Source organism: Chitinophaga sp. YR573, assembly GCF_900110995.1.
In the GTDB taxonomy this organism is placed as follows: domain Bacteria; phylum Bacteroidota; class Bacteroidia; order Chitinophagales; family Chitinophagaceae; genus Chitinophaga.
Genome location: NZ_FOJF01000001.1, coordinates 4,163,288 through 4,184,080, shown reverse-complemented (window position 1 = coordinate 4,184,080; position 20,793 = coordinate 4,163,288). Strand labels below are relative to the sequence as shown.

Annotated in this window: 16 protein-coding genes; 5 read left to right on the top strand and 11 right to left on the bottom strand. The window is 42.6% G+C overall.

The genetic code is table 11. From position 1 onward, the window contains the following. Positions 1 to 6 precede the first annotated feature (6 nt). The 3 genes from BMW86_RS17645 to BMW86_RS17635 all read left to right on the top strand — a co-directional run bounded on the left by BMW86_RS17645 (position 7) and on the right by BMW86_RS17635 (position 3,503). Entirely contained in the window at positions 7 to 1,152 is a 1,146-nt protein-coding gene (locus tag BMW86_RS17645; protein ID WP_089783035.1) for a cysteine desulfurase family protein, read from the top strand. A gap of 14 nt (positions 1,153 to 1,166) precedes the next feature. Next, a complete protein-coding gene (locus tag BMW86_RS17640) occupies positions 1,167 to 2,903 on the top strand; it encodes an XdhC family protein (RefSeq protein WP_089783034.1) in 1,737 nt (578 codons plus the stop codon). A 129-nt stretch (positions 2,904 to 3,032) separates the two neighbouring features. Beyond that, complete coding sequence (locus tag BMW86_RS17635) at positions 3,033 to 3,503, top strand: nuclear transport factor 2 family protein (RefSeq protein ID WP_089783033.1); 471 nt, start codon at positions 3,033 to 3,035, stop codon at positions 3,501 to 3,503. 7 nt (positions 3,504 to 3,510) lie between these two features. On the opposite strand, the gene BMW86_RS17630 is transcribed toward BMW86_RS17635, so the two are convergent. The 7 genes from BMW86_RS17630 to BMW86_RS17600 form a co-directional block, all read right to left on the bottom strand. Then, positions 3,511 to 3,996, bottom strand: coding sequence for a hypothetical protein (locus BMW86_RS17630; RefSeq protein WP_089783032.1), 486 nt, complete (start codon positions 3,994 to 3,996; stop codon positions 3,511 to 3,513). A gap of 2 nt (positions 3,997 to 3,998) precedes the next feature. After that, positions 3,999 to 4,469, bottom strand: a complete 471-nt coding sequence (locus BMW86_RS17625; RefSeq protein WP_089783031.1) for a hypothetical protein — start codon at positions 4,467 to 4,469, stop codon at positions 3,999 to 4,001. Between the two features lie 177 nt (positions 4,470 to 4,646). Then, positions 4,647 to 5,426, bottom strand: a complete 780-nt coding sequence (locus BMW86_RS17620; protein ID WP_089783030.1) for a LamG domain-containing protein — start codon at positions 5,424 to 5,426, stop codon at positions 4,647 to 4,649. A gap of 487 nt (positions 5,427 to 5,913) precedes the next feature. Beyond that, entirely contained in the window at positions 5,914 to 7,656 is a 1,743-nt protein-coding gene (locus BMW86_RS17615; RefSeq protein WP_089783029.1) for a family 2A encapsulin nanocompartment cargo protein cysteine desulfurase, read from the bottom strand. Further along, positions 7,640 to 8,566, bottom strand: a complete 927-nt coding sequence (locus tag BMW86_RS17610; RefSeq protein WP_089783028.1) for a family 2A encapsulin nanocompartment shell protein — start codon at positions 8,564 to 8,566, stop codon at positions 7,640 to 7,642. The genes BMW86_RS17615 and BMW86_RS17610 overlap by 17 nt, the downstream gene beginning before the upstream one ends. A 300-nt stretch (positions 8,567 to 8,866) precedes the next feature. Beyond that, positions 8,867 to 9,958, bottom strand: a complete 1,092-nt coding sequence (locus tag BMW86_RS17605; protein ID WP_089783027.1) for an amidohydrolase family protein — start codon at positions 9,956 to 9,958, stop codon at positions 8,867 to 8,869. 121 nt (positions 9,959 to 10,079) lie between these two features. Then, positions 10,080 to 11,006, bottom strand: coding sequence for a hypothetical protein (locus tag BMW86_RS17600; protein WP_089783026.1), 927 nt, complete (start codon positions 11,004 to 11,006; stop codon positions 10,080 to 10,082). A 149-nt stretch (positions 11,007 to 11,155) separates the two neighbouring features. Here BMW86_RS17600 and BMW86_RS17595 point away from each other — a divergent pair, with 149 nt between their 5' ends. Continuing rightward, entirely contained in the window at positions 11,156 to 12,754 is a 1,599-nt protein-coding gene (locus BMW86_RS17595; protein ID WP_089783025.1) for a glycoside hydrolase family 31 protein, read from the top strand. Between the two features lie 46 nt (positions 12,755 to 12,800). Here BMW86_RS17595 and BMW86_RS17590 read toward each other — a convergent pair whose 3' ends face one another. Then, positions 12,801 to 13,760 (bottom strand): hypothetical protein, encoded by a 960-nt coding sequence (locus BMW86_RS17590; RefSeq protein ID WP_143056606.1) that lies wholly within the window; start codon positions 13,758 to 13,760, stop codon positions 12,801 to 12,803. 312 nt (positions 13,761 to 14,072) lie between these two features. Between BMW86_RS17590 and BMW86_RS17585 the strand changes: the two genes are divergently transcribed. Then, a complete protein-coding gene (locus tag BMW86_RS17585) occupies positions 14,073 to 14,909 on the top strand; it encodes a phosphatidylinositol-specific phospholipase C/glycerophosphodiester phosphodiesterase family protein (RefSeq protein ID WP_089783023.1) in 837 nt (278 codons plus the stop codon). A gap of 106 nt (positions 14,910 to 15,015) precedes the next feature. Here the strand turns inward: BMW86_RS17585 and BMW86_RS17580 are convergent, their stop codons facing one another. The 3 genes from BMW86_RS17580 to BMW86_RS17570 are packed head-to-tail and all read right to left on the bottom strand — an operon-like array spanning position 15,016 to position 20,779. Next, positions 15,016 to 16,131 (bottom strand): TlpA disulfide reductase family protein, encoded by a 1,116-nt coding sequence (locus BMW86_RS17580; protein WP_089783022.1) that lies wholly within the window; start codon positions 16,129 to 16,131, stop codon positions 15,016 to 15,018. 12 nt (positions 16,132 to 16,143) lie between these two features. After that, positions 16,144 to 17,556, bottom strand: coding sequence for a RagB/SusD family nutrient uptake outer membrane protein (locus tag BMW86_RS17575; protein ID WP_089783021.1), 1,413 nt, complete (start codon positions 17,554 to 17,556; stop codon positions 16,144 to 16,146). 10 nt (positions 17,557 to 17,566) lie between these two features. After that, positions 17,567 to 20,779: a SusC/RagA family TonB-linked outer membrane protein gene (locus BMW86_RS17570; protein ID WP_177189292.1), complete on the bottom strand. Its 3,213-nt coding sequence runs from the start codon at positions 20,777 to 20,779 to the stop codon at positions 17,567 to 17,569. Positions 20,780 to 20,793: the final 14 nt, after the last annotated feature.

Below are 20,793 nucleotides of genomic sequence, written 5' to 3'. Positions count from 1 at the left end.
ATTAATATGAAAGAGCGTCCTGTCTATATGGATTATAATGCTACTACTCCCTGTGATCCAAGGGTAGTGGAAAATATGATGCCTTTCTTCACTCTTGAGTTTGGAAATGCTGCAAGTACTGATCACAGATATGGATGGATGGCAAGGGAAAGTGTTGAGGATGCACGTGAGCAGGTAGCCAGTCTTATCGGAGCTACTTCTAAAAAAGTGATCTTTACCTCTGGCGCTACAGAGTCCATCAACCTGGCTATTAAAGGGATTGCTGAATCCTCGTTTACTAAAGGCAATCATATTATTACCTGTAAAACAGAACACAAAGCAGTATTGGACACCTGTGCTTACCTGGAGACAAAAGGATATCAGGTCACCTATCTGGAGGTGGATGCTCTGGGCCAGCTTTCATTAGAAAGCCTGGAGGCTGCTATCAGAGACAAAACAATCTGTATTGCGCTGATGTATGCCAACAATGAAACCGGTGTTATACATCCTGTGCGGGAGATTGGCGCTATTGCACGTAAACACGCTGTTCCCTTTGTATGTGATGCCACTCAGGCAGTGGGCAAAATTCCAGTGAACGTTGACCAGGATGGTATTGACCTGCTGGCATTTTCAGCTCATAAAATGTATGGGCCTAAGGGTGTGGGCGCCTTGTTTACCGGTAAAACCTTACCGGTAACACAACTACATGGAGGCAGTCATGAATGGGGTTTGAGAAGTGGTACCCTGAATACACCAGCCATCATTGGTTTTGGTAAAGCAGCCGAATTATGCAGCCAGGAAATGCTGACTGATGCTGATCGCCTACAACAGCTAAGGGACAGCATGGAACATGCCTTACCTGATCTTATCGTTAATGGCAGCGAAAACAGATTACCTCATGTCACTAACTTTCTGCTGCCGCAGGGCGATGCAGAACAGTTCCTGCTTTCCTTATCACCCTACCTTGCCGCGAGTCGTGGCAGTGCCTGTTCATCAGGACTGGTACAGCAGCCTTCACATGTATTAAAAGCAATGGGATTAAGTGATGTGGAGGCACATCGTGCTATTCGTATCAGTCTGGGAAGGTTTACCTCCCGTGATGAAGTAGACAGCGCGGTTCAGCATCTTATGAGGGGGATACGGGCATTAGTACCTGCTGACATGCATGAATAAATGATACAATTTCAATGAAAGAGATCAGACAAATCATACGGGCTTTCGAAACAGCGTTCAGGCAACACAAAAAAATGGTGCTGGCCACAGTGGTACACATTGAGGGCTCCGCTTATCGTGCACCTGGTGCACGAATGCTCGTATCTGAGGATGGCACACTGATGGGGACCGTCAGTGGCGGATGCCTGGAAGGTGACGTACTGCGAAAAGCATTGCTGGTAATGACAGAAGAAAAACCGGCGTTGATTACATATGATACCTCTGATGAAACGGATACTACCGGCCTGGGAGTAAGCCTGGGATGTAACGGCATTATCAGGATTCTGCTGGAACCCATTCCTGCACACCAGGATCATAACCCGATAACGCTGTTGCAGCTTGCGGTCGCTACGCGTCAACCTTCAGTACTGGTGACCTTTTTTACACCTGATAATAAAAAGTATGCTAAGCAGGGAACCCGGTTAATTGTGAATGCTGATGGTACCCACATCGTTGATGATATTATGCCGGTTGCCTATTCAAGGATGGACGCTGATATCCGGCAGGTGTTAGCGACACAGTCATCTGCGTTTATACGATATGCACCCTATAAAACAGGCGAAACTGCTGTACATGTGTTTTTTGAATTCCTGATACCTGGTCCGGCCCTGGTGGTAGCAGGGGCAGGCAATGACGTACTCCCCCTGGCACATATGGCAGCCATACTGGGTTGGGAACTTACGCTGATAGATGGACGCCCTTCTTATGCCACTTCTGCCAGATTTCCGTCCTGCCAGGTAATTGTGGCGAAACCGGAAGAAGCATTACAGTCTGTCACTATTGATGAACAAACGGCTGTGGTGCTGATGTCTCACAATTATTTCTATGATAAATCTGTGCTTATTCAGGCGCTACAAAGTCCGGCAGCCTATTTCGGCATTTTAGGGCCGCAGAAAAAGCGGGACCGTTTACTGCAGGAGTTACAGGAGCAGGGCATCACGCTGTCTGCACAACAGCGTGCCCGGATATATGGTCCGATAGGTCTGGATATAGGCGCAGAGACTGCAGAAGAGATAGCGCTTTCCATTATCAGTGAAATAAAAGCCGTTTTTGCAGGAAGAACTGTAGGATCGCTGCGTAATAAGTCGGGAAAAATTCACAAGCGCAGTACATGCATTGCTTCACCCATGGAAACGTATGGTATTGTGATACTGGCTGCCGGGGAATCTAAGCGGTTGGGCACTTCTAAACAACAACTGATATTCAGGGGAGATACTTTGTTAAGGAATACGGTGCGTACCGCATTGGAGTTAGGTACTGCCGCCACTGTTGTAGTCGCGGGGAAAGCGGCTGCCACGATAAAACAACAGCTGGAAGACATGAGCATTGAATTAGTGATCAATGCCGGATATGCGGAAGGTATGGCAAGCTCTATACGTGAGGGGGTGAAACACTTATGTGGTAAGCATCCACATGTAGCTCATATACTGATTATGTTATGTGATCAGCCTTATGTTGATGTAACCCATCTCAGAAGACTCGTTTATCAACAGCAATTGACAGCAGCGCCGGTTGCTGCAAGTAATTATGCAGGGCGCAATGGAGTGCCGGCACTCTTCCACCAATCCGTTTTTCCGCAGTTGCTGGCATTGGAAGGTGATACAGGTGCAAAACACGTGATTGAAGGATTAGGGGAAGCAGTAACTATTGTTCCTTTTCCTGAAGGAGTAGTAGATGTTGATACTATGGAGGCCTATCAGAAAATTATGTAAAGGGGTGCGCTGTTTTCGAACACCTGCTGTACGATTATGAGCAGTTATATTAAAACAAATAACTGTATTTCAATAAGTTATATTAATGGCATAAAATTCCTTTGTATGATTTAACCTAATAACATTTACATGAAAAGGTCAATCGGTATTTTTGGAATTTTACTTAGTAGCATTATAAGTTTTGGTCAAAGTGTTCTCTACACACCAAAAGATCCCCAGTTATATAAGGATATTGCTCATATGGATAGTGTAATGTTTGATGCTTTCAACACACAAAATCTTACTATTCTAAAAACTGTCTTTGCAGAAAACCTCGAATTTTATCACGATAATGGTGGTCTAAGCGACTATACATCCAACATGGAAGCTTTCAGGAGAAATTTTGAGATGAATGCCAATAGTGCTTTGAGACGTGAGCTGGTGAAAGGCACGTTGGAAGTTTACCCTGTACCAGGATATGGTGCTATTGAAATGGGTATTCACCGTTTTATTCATACAGAAAATGGTAAGGAATTAATTGGAGTTTATAAGTTTACACATGTCTGGCAATACAAGGATAATGAATGGAAAGTTACCCGTGTGATGAGTGTAGGGCATTAAGTATATTTTATACGGTTAGATGCTCTATAACTACTGCCAGCACTTCTGTTTCGTAGCGTTCCTGTTCAATCGCTCCTTTGCGTGTACCAGAGAAATAATCGCTGATGGCATAGCTTTTCCCATACCGGTTTTTTCTATTAGATAATACATAATGTGGTTCACTATTATCGGTTTCTAAAAGAATATACACTTCATCTAAACTCATCAGTTTCCTGGTATACAAACCTGGCACTTTCTGAAATAGTTGTCTTTGGGTTAAATCAAAAACATAGGTAAGGTTAAGCTTAAACAAAAAATCGTACAGTGCATAAACCGTACAAATAATGCCAATGCTCAATATCAATAGATAAAGATCGCGACCTATAACCATAAAATATGGAAGCAAAAAGGCTATTGCTGCCAGCAACAGACAAATGATGATTTTATTCTTGTACTGTTTGTTGGGTTGCAGAACCAGTGATTCGCTGCTCACATTAAAGATCCAGGGTGTCATTATCAGTTATTGTTTGTTATGCCCATAATCTGGGCGGCTTCGTCTATCACGTTTTGCAGGGGTCTTGTCACAAACATGGTTTGGTGTAGCAGCAGATTTCGTTGTTTCCCATTTGGAGCCACAATCAGGGAAGCAGTTGCATTAATGGTGATAAGGAATGTTTGTTTGGAGATCAGAAAATTGTGAAAATCATCAAAGTGAAACACCTTTGGCGATGTAAAGAAGAATGATTGTGCAATGATGGTACGGTTGTCTATGTCAAACCGGGTACTGGCGCCAGCACGAAGCAACAGGATCAGGCCGAATATGCCAAGCATAGCGCATAGCATTTTATTGCCATTGGTCTTTTCAAAATAGACAAAAGCAAGTATTGCAGCTGCCAGTAAAAACAGGGCAACGATGTAATACAATGTGCGTTGAGGTATTTTGATATACACATTTCCTTCCCTGGTAAAGTATTTGTATGATTCCATATTCTTTTTTTATTGCCATCACAAAATTGTGACGTAGCGCGAAAACCTGCAAGCTTTAGCATACAACAAAACGTCTATCAGTTTTTAAAAAGCGTCTACAATACATCTACATAATTCATAAAAAGCCGCCTCAATATGTAATTGAGACGGCCTCTTAACCCTTATAACGTTGTAAGCTCAATCAGGAGCTGTACCATCCCTGTATACTTTTACATTCCTCCATTTAACGGTGGCTGTACCGGTAGTTAATGTACCATAATTACCATATTTCATATAATTGGTGACAGCCTCATTATCAGCAATGTCGGCTTTCTTCACCCCATTAATATAGATTTTAATCCTGTTGCCTTTATCTTCCTGTAAATGGATGACATTTATATGCACTTCCTTACCATAAATATTAGTGGCTAATGTCTGCCCGGCTCCTTTGATAGATCCGCCGTCAGCAGCATATCCACGGATCATTAATTCCGTAGCGCCTGAAGTACTGCCGAAAATCTGCATCAATGACTCATCATTTAAAGGAGAAGAGAAGGTGACATAACCATCGAACTGACGACTACCCTGGCTATAGTCATTCTGCAGCCGTATTTCCGAACGGTTAGAATTATTATTTACAATCCGGAAAGTCTCGATGCCATTACTGTAACTGTAATCAGCACAAATGGGACTCCCAACAGATTTATAGGTAGTCCAGTCAAAAATCTGTAATCCGTCTGCATTATCAAGATGGATTTTTTTGGTAGGCGAATATTCCACCCATCCACTACCCAGTGCGGACATTATAGATACTTCACTTTTATCGATGATAGTATTTTGGGATACGGCCGTTGTTAGGGGAGATTTCCTCAATGTTTTTTCATCTTTACTACAACCGGTAAAAAGGACAACTATCAAGAGCGAATTTAGTAGCCATAGCATATGATTAGCATCATTGCTTTTTGCAAAGGTTTTCATTTTGTTTTGATTGATAAGTTAAGAATAACGTGAAATTGAATAAACTAGATTGGGATATATGTTAGTTAAGGGTTACAGGGCTATTCTCCGAAAGTTCTAATGCCAGAATCAACAATCAATTGTCTGTAGTTCATACAAATTTCAATCGATTGCATTATTATACTAATTTAATATTTTTGATCGTAAAAACAAATACTTTTTCAGAATGGCAGATGTTGTTAATCATAAATACACTGCATCTGACTGTTTAGTTCTCTGATTTAGCTTTGGAATATGGGTTCAGATTTTGTTTTTCAATTTAGCTTCACCTAATATTCACGTCAGATAAGGTGTATTTATCGATCAACAACATCTGGCGCGAAGATTATACAATCAAACTGAGACACTACCTTCAGTTTTAATATTATTCTACAGCAGCTTCTTATCAGAAAATGATACAGGCCATACGTGTAATACACATATGGCCTGTAGAAAATGAGTACGGCAATTATCTTTTTGCTGCTCTTAGTTGTAATAAAGTGGAGGTTAAAAGATCAACATCCGCACAGGTATTGTAAAAAGCCAGTGATGGCCTTACCGTGCTTTCCAGACCAAACCTGCGAAGGATAGGCTGAGCGCAATGATGGCCGGTCCTTACTGCAATACCTTCTTTATTCAATGCCTGCCCTACCTGGTCATTGGAATAGCCCTGCAGGGTAAAAGAAAGCACACTGGCCTTTTCTCTGGCAGTACCGATCAATTGAAGTCCGGGTACCTGTTGCAGCAAACGGGTGGCATATTCCAGTAAATAATGCTCGTACAAAGCAATATTGTCAATACCCAGTTTGCTTACATAATCAATAGCAGCACCCAACCCCACCGCATCAGCAATATTACCTGTTCCGGCTTCAAAACGGCCAGGCGCCAGATGATATTGGGTATACTCAAACGTTACATCCTTAATCATGTTACCCCCACCCTGCCAGGGTTCCGTCTGATTCAACAGATCTTCCTTACCATATAACACACCTATACCGGTAGGACCAAACACTTTGTGGCCGGAGAATACAAACCAGTCCGCATTTAAAGCACGCACATCAGTGCGCATATGTGAAACGGACTGCGCTCCGTCAAGCAATACCTTTGCGCCTGCCTGGTGGGCCATTTCTATCATAGCCTGCGCCGGAGTAATAGTACCCAATGCGTTAGATACCTGTGTAAATGCAACCAGTTTGGTTTTGCTGTTCAGCAGTTTTGCATATTCATCCAGCAATACCTGCCCATCGTTATCTACCGGTACCACGCGTAGCTTCAGTCCCTTTTTAGCAGCCAGCTGCTGCCAGGGCACAATGTTGGCGTGGTGTTCAAGATGTGTAACAATGATTTCATCACCAGACTGCAGATATTGTTCTCCCCAGCTTTTAGCTACCAGGTTAATCGCCTCTGTGGTGCCGCGTACAAAAACAATTTCATTGGGCGAACCTGCATTAATAAAAGCCTGCACCTTTTTACGGGCATCTTCATATGCATCTGTAGCACGGGCTGCCAGTTCATGTGCCGCACGGTGAATGTTGGAATTTTCGTGCTGATAATAATAGCTGATCCGGTCAATTACCTGTTTAGGCTTTTGTGTAGTAGCTGCATTATCCAGCCAGACCAACGATTTGCCATTCACCTTTTCTGATAAAATAGGAAAATCCTTTTTGACCGTATTCACATCAAAACCCCATGCTTCACCGTTAGCTGTTTTTCCTTCCAGGAAATAATAGGCAGGCACCACATTCTCTATGGTGGGAGCTGCGTTATTATCAGCGGGAATAAACGATAACAGCGCCTGCAGATTAAACAAATGCTCCGGGTCAGCCTCAAAAGGCAGGTACTCTTTTAACCGGAGCGCCGGAGAAAACAAGCTATTGCCTGATACTGAGGAAGCACTGACCCCCTGCAGGTTTTCATCCGGAAAACCTGTTTGCGGATTGTCAAAATTGATGTTATTGCCATGTATAATACCAGCGGGCGATTGCCCGTCGCCTGCAACAGAAGCCGGTATGCTACTGTTGCGGGTGGCAGTATGCGCACCGGATAGTACGGTATCTGCACCACCCTCCTGGTTTACTAAGTAATCGTAGTCTGCAAGCTGCCCGAGCCCCTGCACACCATTACCTGTATCTGACTGGCGAAAAAGCTGGTTGGCCAACTGTTCCAACGCAGCTTCGTCAGGTAATTCCGGGTTATTAATATTTATACTCATGGTAGTTACCTATTTCTACATCGTCCAGGACAGCAATGGCATCATCTACCAGTACTGCCAGCGAACAATACAATGACACTAAATAAGAGGCAATGGCTTTATCATTAATACCCATAAAACGTACAGATAAGCCGGGCGACTGTTCTCCCTGTAAACCGGGCTGGAAGAGTCCTACTACTCCCTGGCGGCTTTCACCGGTACGCAACAAAATGATCTTTGATTTACCCTTTTCTATAGGCAGTTTGTTGCAAGGTATTAATGGTATACCACGCCAGGTAATGAATTGTGAACCGAAAAGAGATACTGTGGGTGGTGGTACTCCCCTTCTGGTACATTCACGTCCAAAGGCAGCTATCGTTTGAGGATGTAATAAAAAGAAACCAGGCTCTTTCCATACCAGTGCAATCAGTTCGTCCAGATCATCGGGTGTAGGAGGCCCTTTACGCGTTTTAATTCTTTGTGATGGTACTACACTGTGTAATAGTCCATATTCTTTGTTATTGATCAATTCGCTTTCCTGCCGCTCTTTAATAGTTTCTATAGCTAAGCGCAGCTGTTCGCTGATCTGGTTATAAGGTTTGCTGTATAAGTCAGATACCCTGGTATGCACATCTACAATTGTTTGTACGGCTGCCAGGTTGTATTCACGCGGATTTTCAATATAATCCACAAACGTTTGAGGCAACGTACGTTCGTCCCGGGCCGAGCAGTCCACTTCAATAGCGCCTGCATCTTTCACTCTGTTCAAACGATATACCCCTGATTCCACAGGTACCCAGTTAAGCAGGCGGGTGAGCCAGCGTGGACTAATGGTAACCATTTGCGGTACGGTACGGGTAGCAATGGCTAGTTGCCTTGCTCCAACATCTCCCAACGCTGTTTGCTGGTAATTACTCTTTTGATCTGCCATATAAGATATTATTTATGTTTAAAAAAGTAGTTATAAATAAAACGTTGTGGGAAAAATATATACACAATACCCTGCACAAGATCGCAGCGTTGCACTTAATGGGTGGTCAATAAGGAATCAACATCTTAAAAATAAGATAATCTGGTTGGTTTAACAATTTAATCCTTAGGGGGTAGACTTAGTTTGATTTATTTTGATCTGAGAGTAGTTTTTTGTGATAGTGCTTCGCACCATCACAAAAAACTGAAGGGGTTTTGCAGGGCTTCGCCCTGCACCCAAACGGGGAAATACCAGTCAATTCTATTCAAACTGGCTTTTATCTATCCCGGGTATAATTCTCAAAGCATTTTTGTAATACACTTTTTTCAATATTTCATCGGGTAGCTGCATACCATACATCCGCCAGAAAGCGTGATATTTCTTATGATAGGGAAAGTATTCATCCGCGGTTTCCAGCACACGGAAGTAAGTGGTATATTCGTCCGGCTGCCAGGAATCTTTACCGAACAAGATCCTGTCCTGATACTTCTCAAAGAATTGTCGTGCCATCTTAGGTTGCCTTCCCAGCTCTGCTATCACTGCTCCAAATTCGACATACATGTTAGGTATCTGATCCATCAGCTGTGCTAATTGTGACAAATTACTTGCATACCAGCCAAAGTGGGCATTAATGAATGTTGTGCCGGGATGTTTTCTAAACATACGATGCTCTTCTTCTATGATCTGTTCCCAGGGCGCCGGATTGGTATTACTGCGCTTACGGCCAGGATGGGTAATCAACTCTAACCAGCGTTCGTTATTATAATCTGCAGGTTGCCAGAACTGTTTGGGGTCAGCCGCATGAATAAGCACCGGGATCTTCATCCTGCCACATTGGTCCCAGATAGCATCCAGTCGCGGGTCATCAATGGCTACCCGTTTACCTTTATTATCATTTACACTAAGCCCTAAGTTTTTAAACACTTTCAGGCCATTGGCACCATTCTTTACATCTTCCTTCAATTGTAGCACAGCTTTTTCTGTCCAGCCATCCTCCCCTATACCATCAAAATCAATATTTGCGAATACGATAAACCGTGAGGGAGCCTTACTCTTTATATTGTCTACCTGAGCCTTCAGGCGGCTGCCATTCCCCCCGCTCAGGTTCACCATTACTTTCATATTCAATGCGTCCATATCCTGCAGCAAATCCTTCAGGTTGCCGGATGCCAGGCCATTCTGATGATTATGTACATCAATGAAAGGAAACTTTGCCCTTGTCAGTTTATGTTCCGGCACTACCAGAGAGGAAGGCGGGTCATATTTTTCAAAATCAATGACAGGCTGTTCCTGGGCATATGATGTAACAACAACACAAAACAGGGCATAGAAAAGGGAAGATAGTTTGCGCATATGGCTACAGATAGTTTAAACTAAATTTATACAAAGATGAGCGGGATTGAAAGCGGGATTTTATGAGCGGAAGAATAACCGGATTCAATGAAAATATCAATCTTGTAAAAGACCGGTCTTTTTATAAGGTTTGAAACAATCGATCCATAAAAGTGTCGAGATCCTGGTTAATCGCCCTTACTGTAGACTGTAATTGATTTAACATCCCTGCTCTTTTATGTAGCAGGTCAGCAGTATACGATCCTCCTTTATTGAATAGTAGGTTTATGTCGTTTTTATCGTCAATTTCAAATGTTTTCCATCTGCCTTTTATGCTCTCTATAAGCGTACTTCCTTCAGTATTGCTAAAGCCTTTATGTGAAAGAATATACCAGACAGAACCCGGATATACTAAGGACTTATCCTGAGGATACCATATATCATGAAGCAAATTCCGGTCATGCATAAATAACATCTTTTTCCCTTTAGGATTAATAGTCATGGCGCTAAGACCAGCAGATAGCAAGCCTCCGGATATACCGGCAATATTTTGTGCATTGTCGTTTGTCAGTATTACCGTCACAACAGTTGTAACAGATCCAACAATAACCGACGCAATTGTTAAATTCTTTGTTCTCTTTTGATCCAGATTTTCCAGATAACTGGCTAATTGATCCGCTCTTTCACCCTGACAATCAAGTTCCGCCGCAAGACCATCCAACTCTGTACGAAAGCGGGAGATCCTCTGTTGAATTTCACTCTTTTTCTCCAGGCGCAATATTCTGGTAGACAGGGAAGAGTCTTCTGTTGTAAGTGTCAGGAGTTGATCTATTGAATGCAACGTTCCGGTAGCACTTGCCATCAGGTACTCATGTAATCCCAACTTCTTATTAAAAATACTATCACGTGAGTAATCGGCTTCTTCCAGATTTTCGAAGCCAACCGAAACGTTGGGGATAGTAGGAGAGCAATAATCCTGACCGAAACTGTTTGACTGAATTGGTCTGGTTGAATTACAAGAAATGAAACTTGCGGAAATAATGAATAAGTAAAGTAATATTTTCCTCATAATAGCTAATCCTTAGATTACGAACAGGAATGATTAACCAGAATCGTAAAAATAGAACTTTATCCTGAGTATGTATTGAAAAATAGAACAACCGGTTGCGCTGGCTTTGTTCCCTTAATTGAAGTAATATTATCTAATAATTTCAAACCATGAGGCTAAAGCAAGTTGTATTAAATATTACATTCTTTATAATAGTCCTTTCAATATGGGAATCTTCATATGCTCAGCCCAATATAATAAAAATTAAAAGTGGTGAAAATTGGTATGGAGGAACTGTAACTGAAGGACAAATGATGCCTTTCAAAGATGGATATTCATTTAACCTTTATGCAAATACTGGTGGGAACCAGGCATCTCCCCTACTTCTTTCAACCACGGGCAGGTATATATGGAGTGATGCGCCTTTCGAATTTTCTGTCAAAGGCGATCAGTTGTTTTTAAATGCAACACAGCCTATTGAAATTGATTCAATGGGCCATAATTTAAAAGAGGCTTTTATTAACGCAAGCAAAAAGCATTTCCCTTCAAAAGAGAAGTTGCCCGATACACTTTTATTTACCAGGCCACAATATAATACCTGGATAGAGTTGGTTTATAACCAGAATCAGACCGATATTATTAAATATGCGAATGCTATTATCTCTAACGGTTTTCCAGCTGGTGTGTTAATGATTGATGATAATTGGGCAGATTACTATGGGCGTTTTGATTTTAGAAAAGACAGGTTCGATAATGCTACAGTGATGGTTGACAGCTTGCATAAAATGGGTTTTAAAGTGATGTTGTGGGTTAGCCCTTTTATATCTCCCGACACCGAAGTTTTCAGAGACCTGTTAAATAAAAAACTCCTTCTGTTCGCCGGGAAAACTAACTGGAAAGATGCTACGAACCCAGCTATTATTAATTGGTGGAATGGCTACAGTGCGGTTTTGGATTTTACAAATCCACAAGCTAAAGATTGGTTTACCGGAAGGTTGGACTATATGATTAAAACCTATCACATTGATGGTTTTAAGTTTGACGCCGGGGATGCTGATTTTTATCCCTCCGATGGAATTTCATTCACAAAAGCAACACCCAACGAACATAGCCGGTTATGGGGGGAGATTGGTCTGAATTATCCATTAAATGAATATCGTGCGATGTGGAAAATGGCAGGAGAACCGCTTGTGCAACGTTTACGGGATAAACAGCATACATGGATTGATTTGCAGAAACTTATTCCTCACTTAACCGTGGCTGGTTTACTTGGTTATAATTTTACATGTCCTGATATGATAGGTGGAGGGGAATATGGTTCTTTCATTGGAAGAGATAAATTAGATGAGGAACTTGTTGTCCGTTCTGCCCAGTGTTCTGCTTTAATGCCTATGATGCAGTTTTCTGTTGCCCCATGGAGGGTACTAAGCAGCTCAAACCTGGAAATAGTGAAAAGAGCTGTTGAAACCAGAAAAAGGTATACACCATATATTTTACAGATGGTAAAGGAGTCTGCAAAAAACGGGCAGCCAGTTGTGAGAAGTATGGAATATGAATTTCCGAATCAGGGTTTTGCTGAAGTTAAAGGGCAATTTATGCTGGGCGAGAAATTTTTAGTAGCCCCGGTATTGACTAAAGACATGAAGAAATCAGTTTATTTCCCGAAGGGGAAATGGAGAAGTGATAAGGGCGAAATTATAAAAGGCCCGGCGACAATAGAGCAGATAGTACCTTTAGACAGGCTACCAGTGTATGAATTAGTTAAATAAAAGAAAGCCCGGCGAATTTGCAGGGCTTTCTTTTAACAAGTATTAATTACTTTGCCACCAGACCTGTTATCCTACCCGGCATATCATTATTTAAGCTCACTGCCTTTCCATTTTTCCAGTAGGTGGCTATGCCATTCAGATAACCAGCCACATAAACGTCGACTCCAAGCACAGTTATAGCATTTACACCGGCACCTTCTTTCCCATCAGTCAGCAGGTCTGCTTTCCCGTTCTTCCAGCAAACGGCAATATTCGTACCTGCAGCATTTCTGTCAAACCCGGCGACATATACGTCATTACCGGCTATAGCAATAGCTTTTGCTCCGCAGCCATCAGGAAGTATGACCGGCTGGTTATTTTTCCAGTACATGGCTACTTCTTTCCCTGCATCATTTATTGCAAAACCGGATACATACACATCGTTACCTGATACAGCAATAGCCTGTGCTTCTGCACTCTTTTTCCCTTCTGTGAGGGATACTGCTTTCCCATTTTTCCAGTAGGTAGCGACATACTCCCCTGCCTCATTTACCTGGGAACCGGCCATATAAACGTCGTTGCCGGCTACTGTAATAGCGTATAGTTTAGTATCTTCTCCCATAGAGGTGGGTGCTCCATTTTTCCAGTAAGTAGCCAGCCGGCCGTTATTTCCAATTACATGCACGTCAGAACCTGACACACTAATGCCAATGGCTTTCCCGTATGTTTTACCATCTGTGAGTCTGACAGCTTTCCCGTTTTTCCAATAAGTAGCAACAGGTTCTCCTGCGGGGTTGTATTCATAACCGGCCACGTATTCATCATTGCCTGATACGGTGATCGCACACGCCCCTGCCGTTGCTTTACCATCCGTCAGTGGTATTGTTTTCCCGTTTTTCCAGTAAGTGAGACCAGTTCCGTTACCAGAGAAATCATCGTAAGCCAGCAACAAAACAGGTGTGGATTGGGCTTTAAGGACAGTAGTTAACGCCATTAATAAAAACCACAGGCTAATTATTTTTTTCATTTTCATTTTTTTTGCCATCACAAATTTGTGATGCAGTGCGACAGCCTGCAAGTTTCAACATACTACAAAACATTTACCTGTCTTAAAAAACGGGTCTACAATACGTCTACATAATTCATTAACATACTGATTATCAATATATAAAGTATCTGTTTTTAGAGCAGGATTATTTGAAGAAGAAGATAGCAACTCAAATTGTCAGTGAAGGTGCTAACATTAAGATAAGATTTTCATAACTATTATTTCATGAGTTATAAATTATATATATCGATCCGAAGATTATGTTTGCTGTAAATAAACCTACAACCTACAATGACCACCTTTAAAGTGAACGGGAGTCCATTCGTCTTATTGTCGATTTGGGTACTGTTGTTATTACCGCATACGTCACTATCACAAAACACAACATTTCTTCCAAACGCTTACGCCCATAATGACTATTGGCATAAGCGACCATTGTTTGATGCGCTCGACAATGGGTTTACTTATGTAGAGGCAGATGTATACCTGAGGAAAGGGCAACTTGTGGTAGCACATATGCTACCTGTATTACAGCCTTCCAGAACACTTGATAAATTATATCTTAATCCTTTGTCTGATCATTTTAAAAATGATAGTATGGGGATGAATTATCCGCGGATTACTTTAATGATAGACATAAAAAGTGACCCTGAAAAAACCTACCAGGCATTAGCTGACCTGTTACACCGTTACGAATCCCTCTTATCCTATTATGAAAATGGAACATTATACAAACGTGCTGTTACTATTGTGATAACCGGACACAAGCCTGTCCGGACTATAAAAAGCCTGGATTGCCGGTATGTTTTTATTGATGAAGACTTAATACAGATGGCAAAAGAAAAGAACCCTGCAAATTTGTTTCCGATAGCCAGTTGCCGGTATGGACGGATACTGAGCAGGAATAGTGAAGAAACATTATCAAAAGAAGAAAAACAAAATCTTTGCAGATATGTACAAATAGCCCATCAAAATGGCAAAATAGTACGGCTGTGGGCTTCCCCTGAAAATACAAAAGTCTGGAAAGAGTTATTAAGTTGTGGTGTTGACTTAATTAATACCAATAAACTGGTAGAGTTAAAAACCTTTTTATTGAACAGGTATCCGGATTTTGCAAAAACTAATTAATGCTATAAAAAAGCCCCCTGGTTTAAACCGGGAGGCTTTTGTTTAAGTAGGCATCTATTCCAGCCTACCTGCGATGGTTGGTATGTGTTGGATAGATAGGTTAGGACTATTGCGCAAACACTTGTTCCAGTTTATCCAGCAGTGCATCTCCACGTAAGTTCACAGCTACAATCACTCCTTTGGAGTTCACCAGGGCATTCTGAGGAATAGCATTGATACCATACATCTGCGCTATCGGATCTTTAAACCCTGCAATCAGTGATGATACATGATACCATGGCATACCGTCTTTTTGGATCGCTGCTTTCCATCTCTCAGCTTTATCATCCAGTGATACACTTATAATGTTCAGCCCTTTTGGGTGAAATTGCTCGTATGCTTTTACAACGGTAGGGTTTTCTGCGCGGCAAGGTGTACACCAGCTGGCCCAGAAGTCAATCAGGGTGTAAGTACCTTTATCCATTACTTCCCGGAGAGACAGTTTCGTTCCTTCCGGAGTGGTGGATTCGAAGTTTTTCACCGGAGTACCAGCCTGCATATTCCTTGATCCATTGATCTTCTTTTCGAAATCCATTCCATCGGCAGATGTTCTCAGTGTTACATCCAGTTTCTGGAAATGCGGCATCACTTCGCTGTAATTGATGAACATACCTGCTGTCGTCTTCAACAGGTAAAAGGAGAGTGTTGACTTTGGATGTTTATCGATGAAGGTATAGGTCAGGTCCTTTTGTTTTTGAGCCAGTTCTCTGCGTCTTGCAGAAATTTTACGCCCCTCTTCATCCCTGCGGGAAGCCTCCGGGATAGCCATCCAGCGGTTCCTCAGGCTAACCTCTTCGCTCTGCACAGGTATCAGTTTAGAATATAGGTCATGGTATTCTACAGCTTTTTCATTGCCTTTAACTTTTGCATATTTGATGGAATCGCCGGCAATCAGCTCCACTGTTTTTCCACCGGTAATATATACCTGGATATAATCTGCAGGTATTCCATCACCCACCCGGATCATTGCAAACCCCGGTTCTTTTAATGATCCGGAAACAGAGAACTCTCCATCTTTCACCGTTGTTCTGACTGGTTTATAACTCCCTGCTATCATCATAATGCCTGCGTTGTTACGGGAAGGATTCATTTTTCCATGAATGGTAAAGGCTGTGCTGTCCTGAGCATTGGTATACAGCGCCATAACAAGCATATTTCCGGCTAATAATAAGTATCGTTTCATAATAATCAAGTTTTAGAAGTCGTATCCATCATTCTGTTTAATCAATGGGTTCGCCTGTATGTCAGCAAATGGTATTGGGTATAACTGGTCGTTGGTACTCCAGTTAGGCTTGTCTTTTAGTACGATGTTGGCCTTGTCTGTACGTTTCAGGTCCAGCCAGCGATGGCCGAGTTCAGCAACCATTTCCAGCCTTCTCTCGCGGGCAATAGCATCCAGCAGGTCTGATTGTGTAATCGCCGGATCTGTAGGTGTTAACAATCCTGCGCGACTTCTGATAACATCCAGATCGCTGATAGCATTGCTCAGATCAGTATTTTCAGCCCTTGCTTCCGCACGAATGAGATACATTTCTGCAAGGCGCAGGAAAACCAGTGCTTCTGTTTTGACAGTAGCAGTACCGCTGATCACTTTATATTTATATGGATAACTATACGTTTTCGTAACACCTGCTGTAGTGATATTCACACTTTTGATCCAGTTGCTAAGACGCAGGTCACCAGTGGAGAAAGCGCTATACAACCCGGGAGTGATCTGATAATTGGGAACTGCAGTAGCCGTTCCGGGAACAAATGCGGCCCCATCCCATGTAGGTATACTTGTTCCGGGGTTCATCAGCTGTAGTATTACCTCTTTACTGGTGAGCAGGAAAACATTGTTCAGTGTGGTTTCCAGGCGATACAACGGTGTACCACCCGCCTGGGCTTCAATAACTTCTGTAGCCATCAACTCAGCATCCGTCCAGTTCTTTTGATAGAGATATACTCTTGCAAGAAAAGCAGAAGCGGTAAACCTGTTGGCACGGATACGCTGTGTACCCATATAACTTTCCCCCAGGTTGGCACGTGCATATTGAAGGTCTTCCACGATCTGCGTGTATACCTGTACCATAGGGGTACGGAGTGTCCTGGTATTGGTTACATAATCAGTCCCTAAAATCAAAGGCACATCTCCATACAGATTTATAAGGTAGAAGTAATTCACTGCCCTTACAAAACGTGCTTCTGCCAGGAATTGTATTTTAGCTGCTTCTGAGATACCGGCTGATTTCGGTACGTTTTCTATCACCTGGTTAGCTACATAAATCAGGTTATAAAAAGCTCCCCAGTAATAACTCGTAGTGGCTGTATTGGAACTATTGATGTTGTTGTTGTAAAGTTCGGCATAGGCAGAGGTAGTAGAAGATACGATGAATTCATCTGCACTGGCACCCAGACCAGCCGACACCGCAGCACCAAAAGCGTAGTTGGTAGTCTTCACCATATTATTATATAATCCACGTACTACAGAAGCGGCTTTAGTTTCGGTAGCAAAAGCTTCTTCCGCTGTAATCGTATCAATGGGTTTGTCTACCTCTACAAATTTCGTACAACCACTTGCCAGAAGGCATGTGATCAGCAATATTTTTTTATATCGATTCTTAAACATAGTTGAGTAATTAGAGTGAAATTTGTAAACCACCTGTGATTGTGCGCAGCGGTGCCATTCTTGTATAGTTCTGGATCTCAGGATCTCCTCCTTTATATGGAGTAATTACGAACAGGTTCTGCGCCGACATATACAGACGGCAGGAACGGACATGAACTACGTTAAGCCATGAAGCTGGCAGACTGTAAGAGAGATTCACGTTTTTCAAACGCAGGAACGATGCATCTGTAAGTACACCATCCGAGAAGCGGAAAGCATAGAAGCCCTGCAAACCGGTAATCTGACCAGCTGAAGTTGTAAATTTCTGCACATCAGTTACCTGTCCCGGCTCCTTCCATCTGTCCAATGCCATTGCCGGTACATTGTAAGCCATACCTGGTGGATTATAGAGGTTATTTCCCTTCCAGCTGGTACCCAACTGTTTGGTAAACTGGAAGAAGAAACTAAGATCAAATCCTTTGTAGCTGAAGGTATTGTTCACTCCTCCATAATAACGTGGATCGGTATTCCTTCCTGGAACAAAATCAAGTGTTCCCCCGGCTCCGTCATTATTCTGGTCTTTAGCAGCATACAAGCCAGTAGTTGGATCTACACCAAGGAACTGCATTGCCATTACCTGGTTCAGAGAATGGCCAATAGAATATTTGGTAGCGTAACTGGAGGTTGCCAGGTTGGGATATTTCTTCAGATAATTCGTTGGAATAGTAATATTAAAATCTGTTGTCCATTTGAGTTTGCCGTCTATGTTGCGTGATGTGAGGGTAATCTCCCATCCTCTGTTCACAACTTCCACTCCTGTAAGGTTGGATAAAATAGTAGAAAAACCGGTAGTACGGGTTACAGGATAACTTACCAGTGGTTCGGAAGAGATGTTATGATAAAATGAAGTAGTCAGCATCAGCCTGTCTTTGAAGAAACCCAGTTCCAGTGCGATTTCTTTTTTCTTACTTTTCTCCCAGTGCAGGTCCGGATTAAAAAGTTTGGTAGGCAACAGTGTGGTAGAATCTCCGTACGATGTACCTACGCCCCAGGTGTCGAGATACATATATTCACCGATCTGGTCATTACCTGTTATACCATAGCTACCGCGTAGTTTACCATAACTAAGGAAAGGTATATTCGTGGCCCATTTCTCATTACTGAATAACCACGCAGCACCTATTGCACCAAAGTTTGAGAACCGGTATTCAGGGCCAAAACGGCTGGATCCATCACGACGTCCGGTAAAGTTGACGATATACTTATTAGCTACGTTATAGTTAAAACGTCCGAAGAAAGCCTGATAGTTATATTGTTCAAAAGCATTGGTAGCGCTGAAGGTCGCAGCTCCGGTCAGAGACCCGATAAGATCATCATTTGAATAACCATTCCCTGTAGTTGTTAGCCTGATCTTCTCTGTCTTGTTAAAAGTAGCACCTGCCAGGGCTGTCAACTTACCCTTCCATATCTGCCTGGTATATTCTGCCTGTGGTTCTATGATCCAGCTTTTGAAATTGCCGGAACCAAAAGTAGCAAACCCTGCCAGGCTGGCCTTTGCAGGGTTTTGTGCTGCCATTGGTGTCATACGTTTATCGTCTGTTGCCGTATAGTTATACCCAATACTACTACGGAGTACCAGGCCATCCAGAATATTATAATTCAACAGAAGGTTCACGTTGAAATTGTTCATGTTGGCAAGGTATTTTTGTTTCAGCTGTGACATTGGATTGTCACGTCCGGTATTGTAGCCTCCTTCGTTCCAGGCAAGATTTCCTGCTGCATCGTAAATCTGAAAATTTGGAGGAAGAAGAATAGCGCTGGCTAAATCTGCCGCTAAAAGATTGCTCTTGCTCATCGAATACACACCTGATAACCCAGCTGAGAATTTCTTGTTGGCAGATGTTGTATAGGTATTGAAGTTGAGCGAGAGGCGGTCGCTGGAAAAATCACCGGGCCATACGGTACCTTCTTTATGATATCCTGCACCCATACGATATTGCGTGGTCATATTACCACCCGAAACATTCACCTGTGCATCTGTTGTGGAAGCTGAACTACCGGCGAACATCTTCCCAAAATCGGTGTAACGGGTCTGATCAAACAGCAGTAAGTCAGCAGCGTTCGCGTTTGTTTTAGTGACATTATCATTTGCAAATGCCTCATTCCTCATAGCCAGGTACTGTTCAGTATTCAGCATGGTTGCCATACGGGTAACACGGCTTATACCTGAGTATACGTTAGCATCTATCTTCATCTGCCCTGCCTTTCCCCTTTTGGTTGTAATCAGCACCACTCCGTTTGCTCCACGGGAACCATAGATAGCAGTAGCATCTGCATCCTTTAATACGTCTATACTTTCGATATCGGCTACATTTATTCCTGCCAATGCGCTCAATCCTTCTCCGGTTATTACACCGAATGGGCCGCTGATATTATTCATAGAAGTGTTAGCGCCCGCCATAGGCACACCATCAATAATAACAAGTGCCTGATCTGAAGTAATATCACGATCGAAGTTAGTACGGCCACGAACCTGGATGTTCAGACGTGCCCCCGGAACACCGGAAGTCTGGCTTACCACCATCCCCGGAATACGCCCTTCAAGCGCCTGCATTACATTCCCTACCGGTTGTTTCTCGATCTCTTTAGAAGAGATAGAGGATACTGCACCGGTGGATAACTGGCGCTGCTCAGTATAATATCCTTTATTGATAGTTACACCTTTTAACTCTGCCGTTACCGGCTGTAACATGATGACCATTTTAGCAGCTACCTTATGCTGCTGTTCTGCAAAACCGAGAAAAGTTACTACCAGCACAGCATTGTGTGGTACCCCGGATAATGTGAAACTACCTTTTGAGTTGGTATTTGTAATGAGCGTACTGTTTTTCACTTTGATGGAAGCGCCAGCCAGGGCTCCTCCATCTGCAGACATTACCAGACCGCTGATATCTATAAGGCTATCTGCCTGTGGTGTGTTACCGTTGTTACGACGGGGTGTTATTACAATATTTTTACCCGAAATATAATAGCTGAATGGCTGATTGTTTAATACGGTTTCCATCACCGTTGTGAGTGGTGCGTTTTTTACCTGTATATCAACAGTAATAGCACGTAACGCTCCTTCATTGTAAATAAATCCGTAGCCGGATTGTTTTTCGATTGCTGAAAAGACTTTTGTAATTGCGGTGTTATGCAAATCAAGTGTTATTCCTCCCTGCCTTGCACTGGCGGAAAGACTCATGAATGTGAACAATA

Bases quoted from the DNA above. Each gene is read 5' to 3' on its own strand.
- BMW86_RS17570 (WP_177189292.1), bottom strand. From the start codon at position 20,779: ATGAGTCTTTCCGCCAGTGCAAGGCAGGGAGGAATAACACTTGATTTG.
- BMW86_RS17615 (WP_089783029.1), bottom strand. From the start codon at position 7,656: ATGAGTATAAATATTAATAACCCGGAATTACCTGACGAAGCTGCGTTG.
- BMW86_RS17635 (WP_089783033.1), top strand. From the start codon at position 3,033: ATGAAAAGGTCAATCGGTATTTTTGGAATTTTACTTAGTAGCATTATA.
- BMW86_RS17640 (WP_089783034.1), top strand. From the start codon at position 1,167: ATGAAAGAGATCAGACAAATCATACGGGCTTTCGAAACAGCGTTCAGG.
- BMW86_RS17645 (WP_089783035.1), top strand. From the start codon at position 7: ATGAAAGAGCGTCCTGTCTATATGGATTATAATGCTACTACTCCCTGT.
- BMW86_RS17580 (WP_089783022.1), bottom strand. From the start codon at position 16,131: ATGAAACGATACTTATTATTAGCCGGAAATATGCTTGTTATGGCGCTG.
- BMW86_RS17610 (WP_089783028.1), bottom strand. From the start codon at position 8,566: ATGGCAGATCAAAAGAGTAATTACCAGCAAACAGCGTTGGGAGATGTT.
- BMW86_RS17595 (WP_089783025.1), top strand. From the start codon at position 11,156: ATGAGGCTAAAGCAAGTTGTATTAAATATTACATTCTTTATAATAGTC.
- BMW86_RS17630 (WP_089783032.1), bottom strand. From the start codon at position 3,996: ATGACACCCTGGATCTTTAATGTGAGCAGCGAATCACTGGTTCTGCAA.
- BMW86_RS17620 (WP_089783030.1), bottom strand. From the start codon at position 5,426: ATGAAAACCTTTGCAAAAAGCAATGATGCTAATCATATGCTATGGCTA.
- BMW86_RS17590 (WP_143056606.1), bottom strand. From the start codon at position 13,760: ATGAAAAAAATAATTAGCCTGTGGTTTTTATTAATGGCGTTAACTACT.
- BMW86_RS17605 (WP_089783027.1), bottom strand. From the start codon at position 9,958: ATGCGCAAACTATCTTCCCTTTTCTATGCCCTGTTTTGTGTTGTTGTT.
- BMW86_RS17585 (WP_089783023.1), top strand. From the start codon at position 14,073: ATGACCACCTTTAAAGTGAACGGGAGTCCATTCGTCTTATTGTCGATT.
- BMW86_RS17625 (WP_089783031.1), bottom strand. From the start codon at position 4,469: ATGGAATCATACAAATACTTTACCAGGGAAGGAAATGTGTATATCAAA.
- BMW86_RS17575 (WP_089783021.1), bottom strand. From the start codon at position 17,556: ATGTTTAAGAATCGATATAAAAAAATATTGCTGATCACATGCCTTCTG.
- BMW86_RS17600 (WP_089783026.1), bottom strand. From the start codon at position 11,006: ATGAGGAAAATATTACTTTACTTATTCATTATTTCCGCAAGTTTCATT.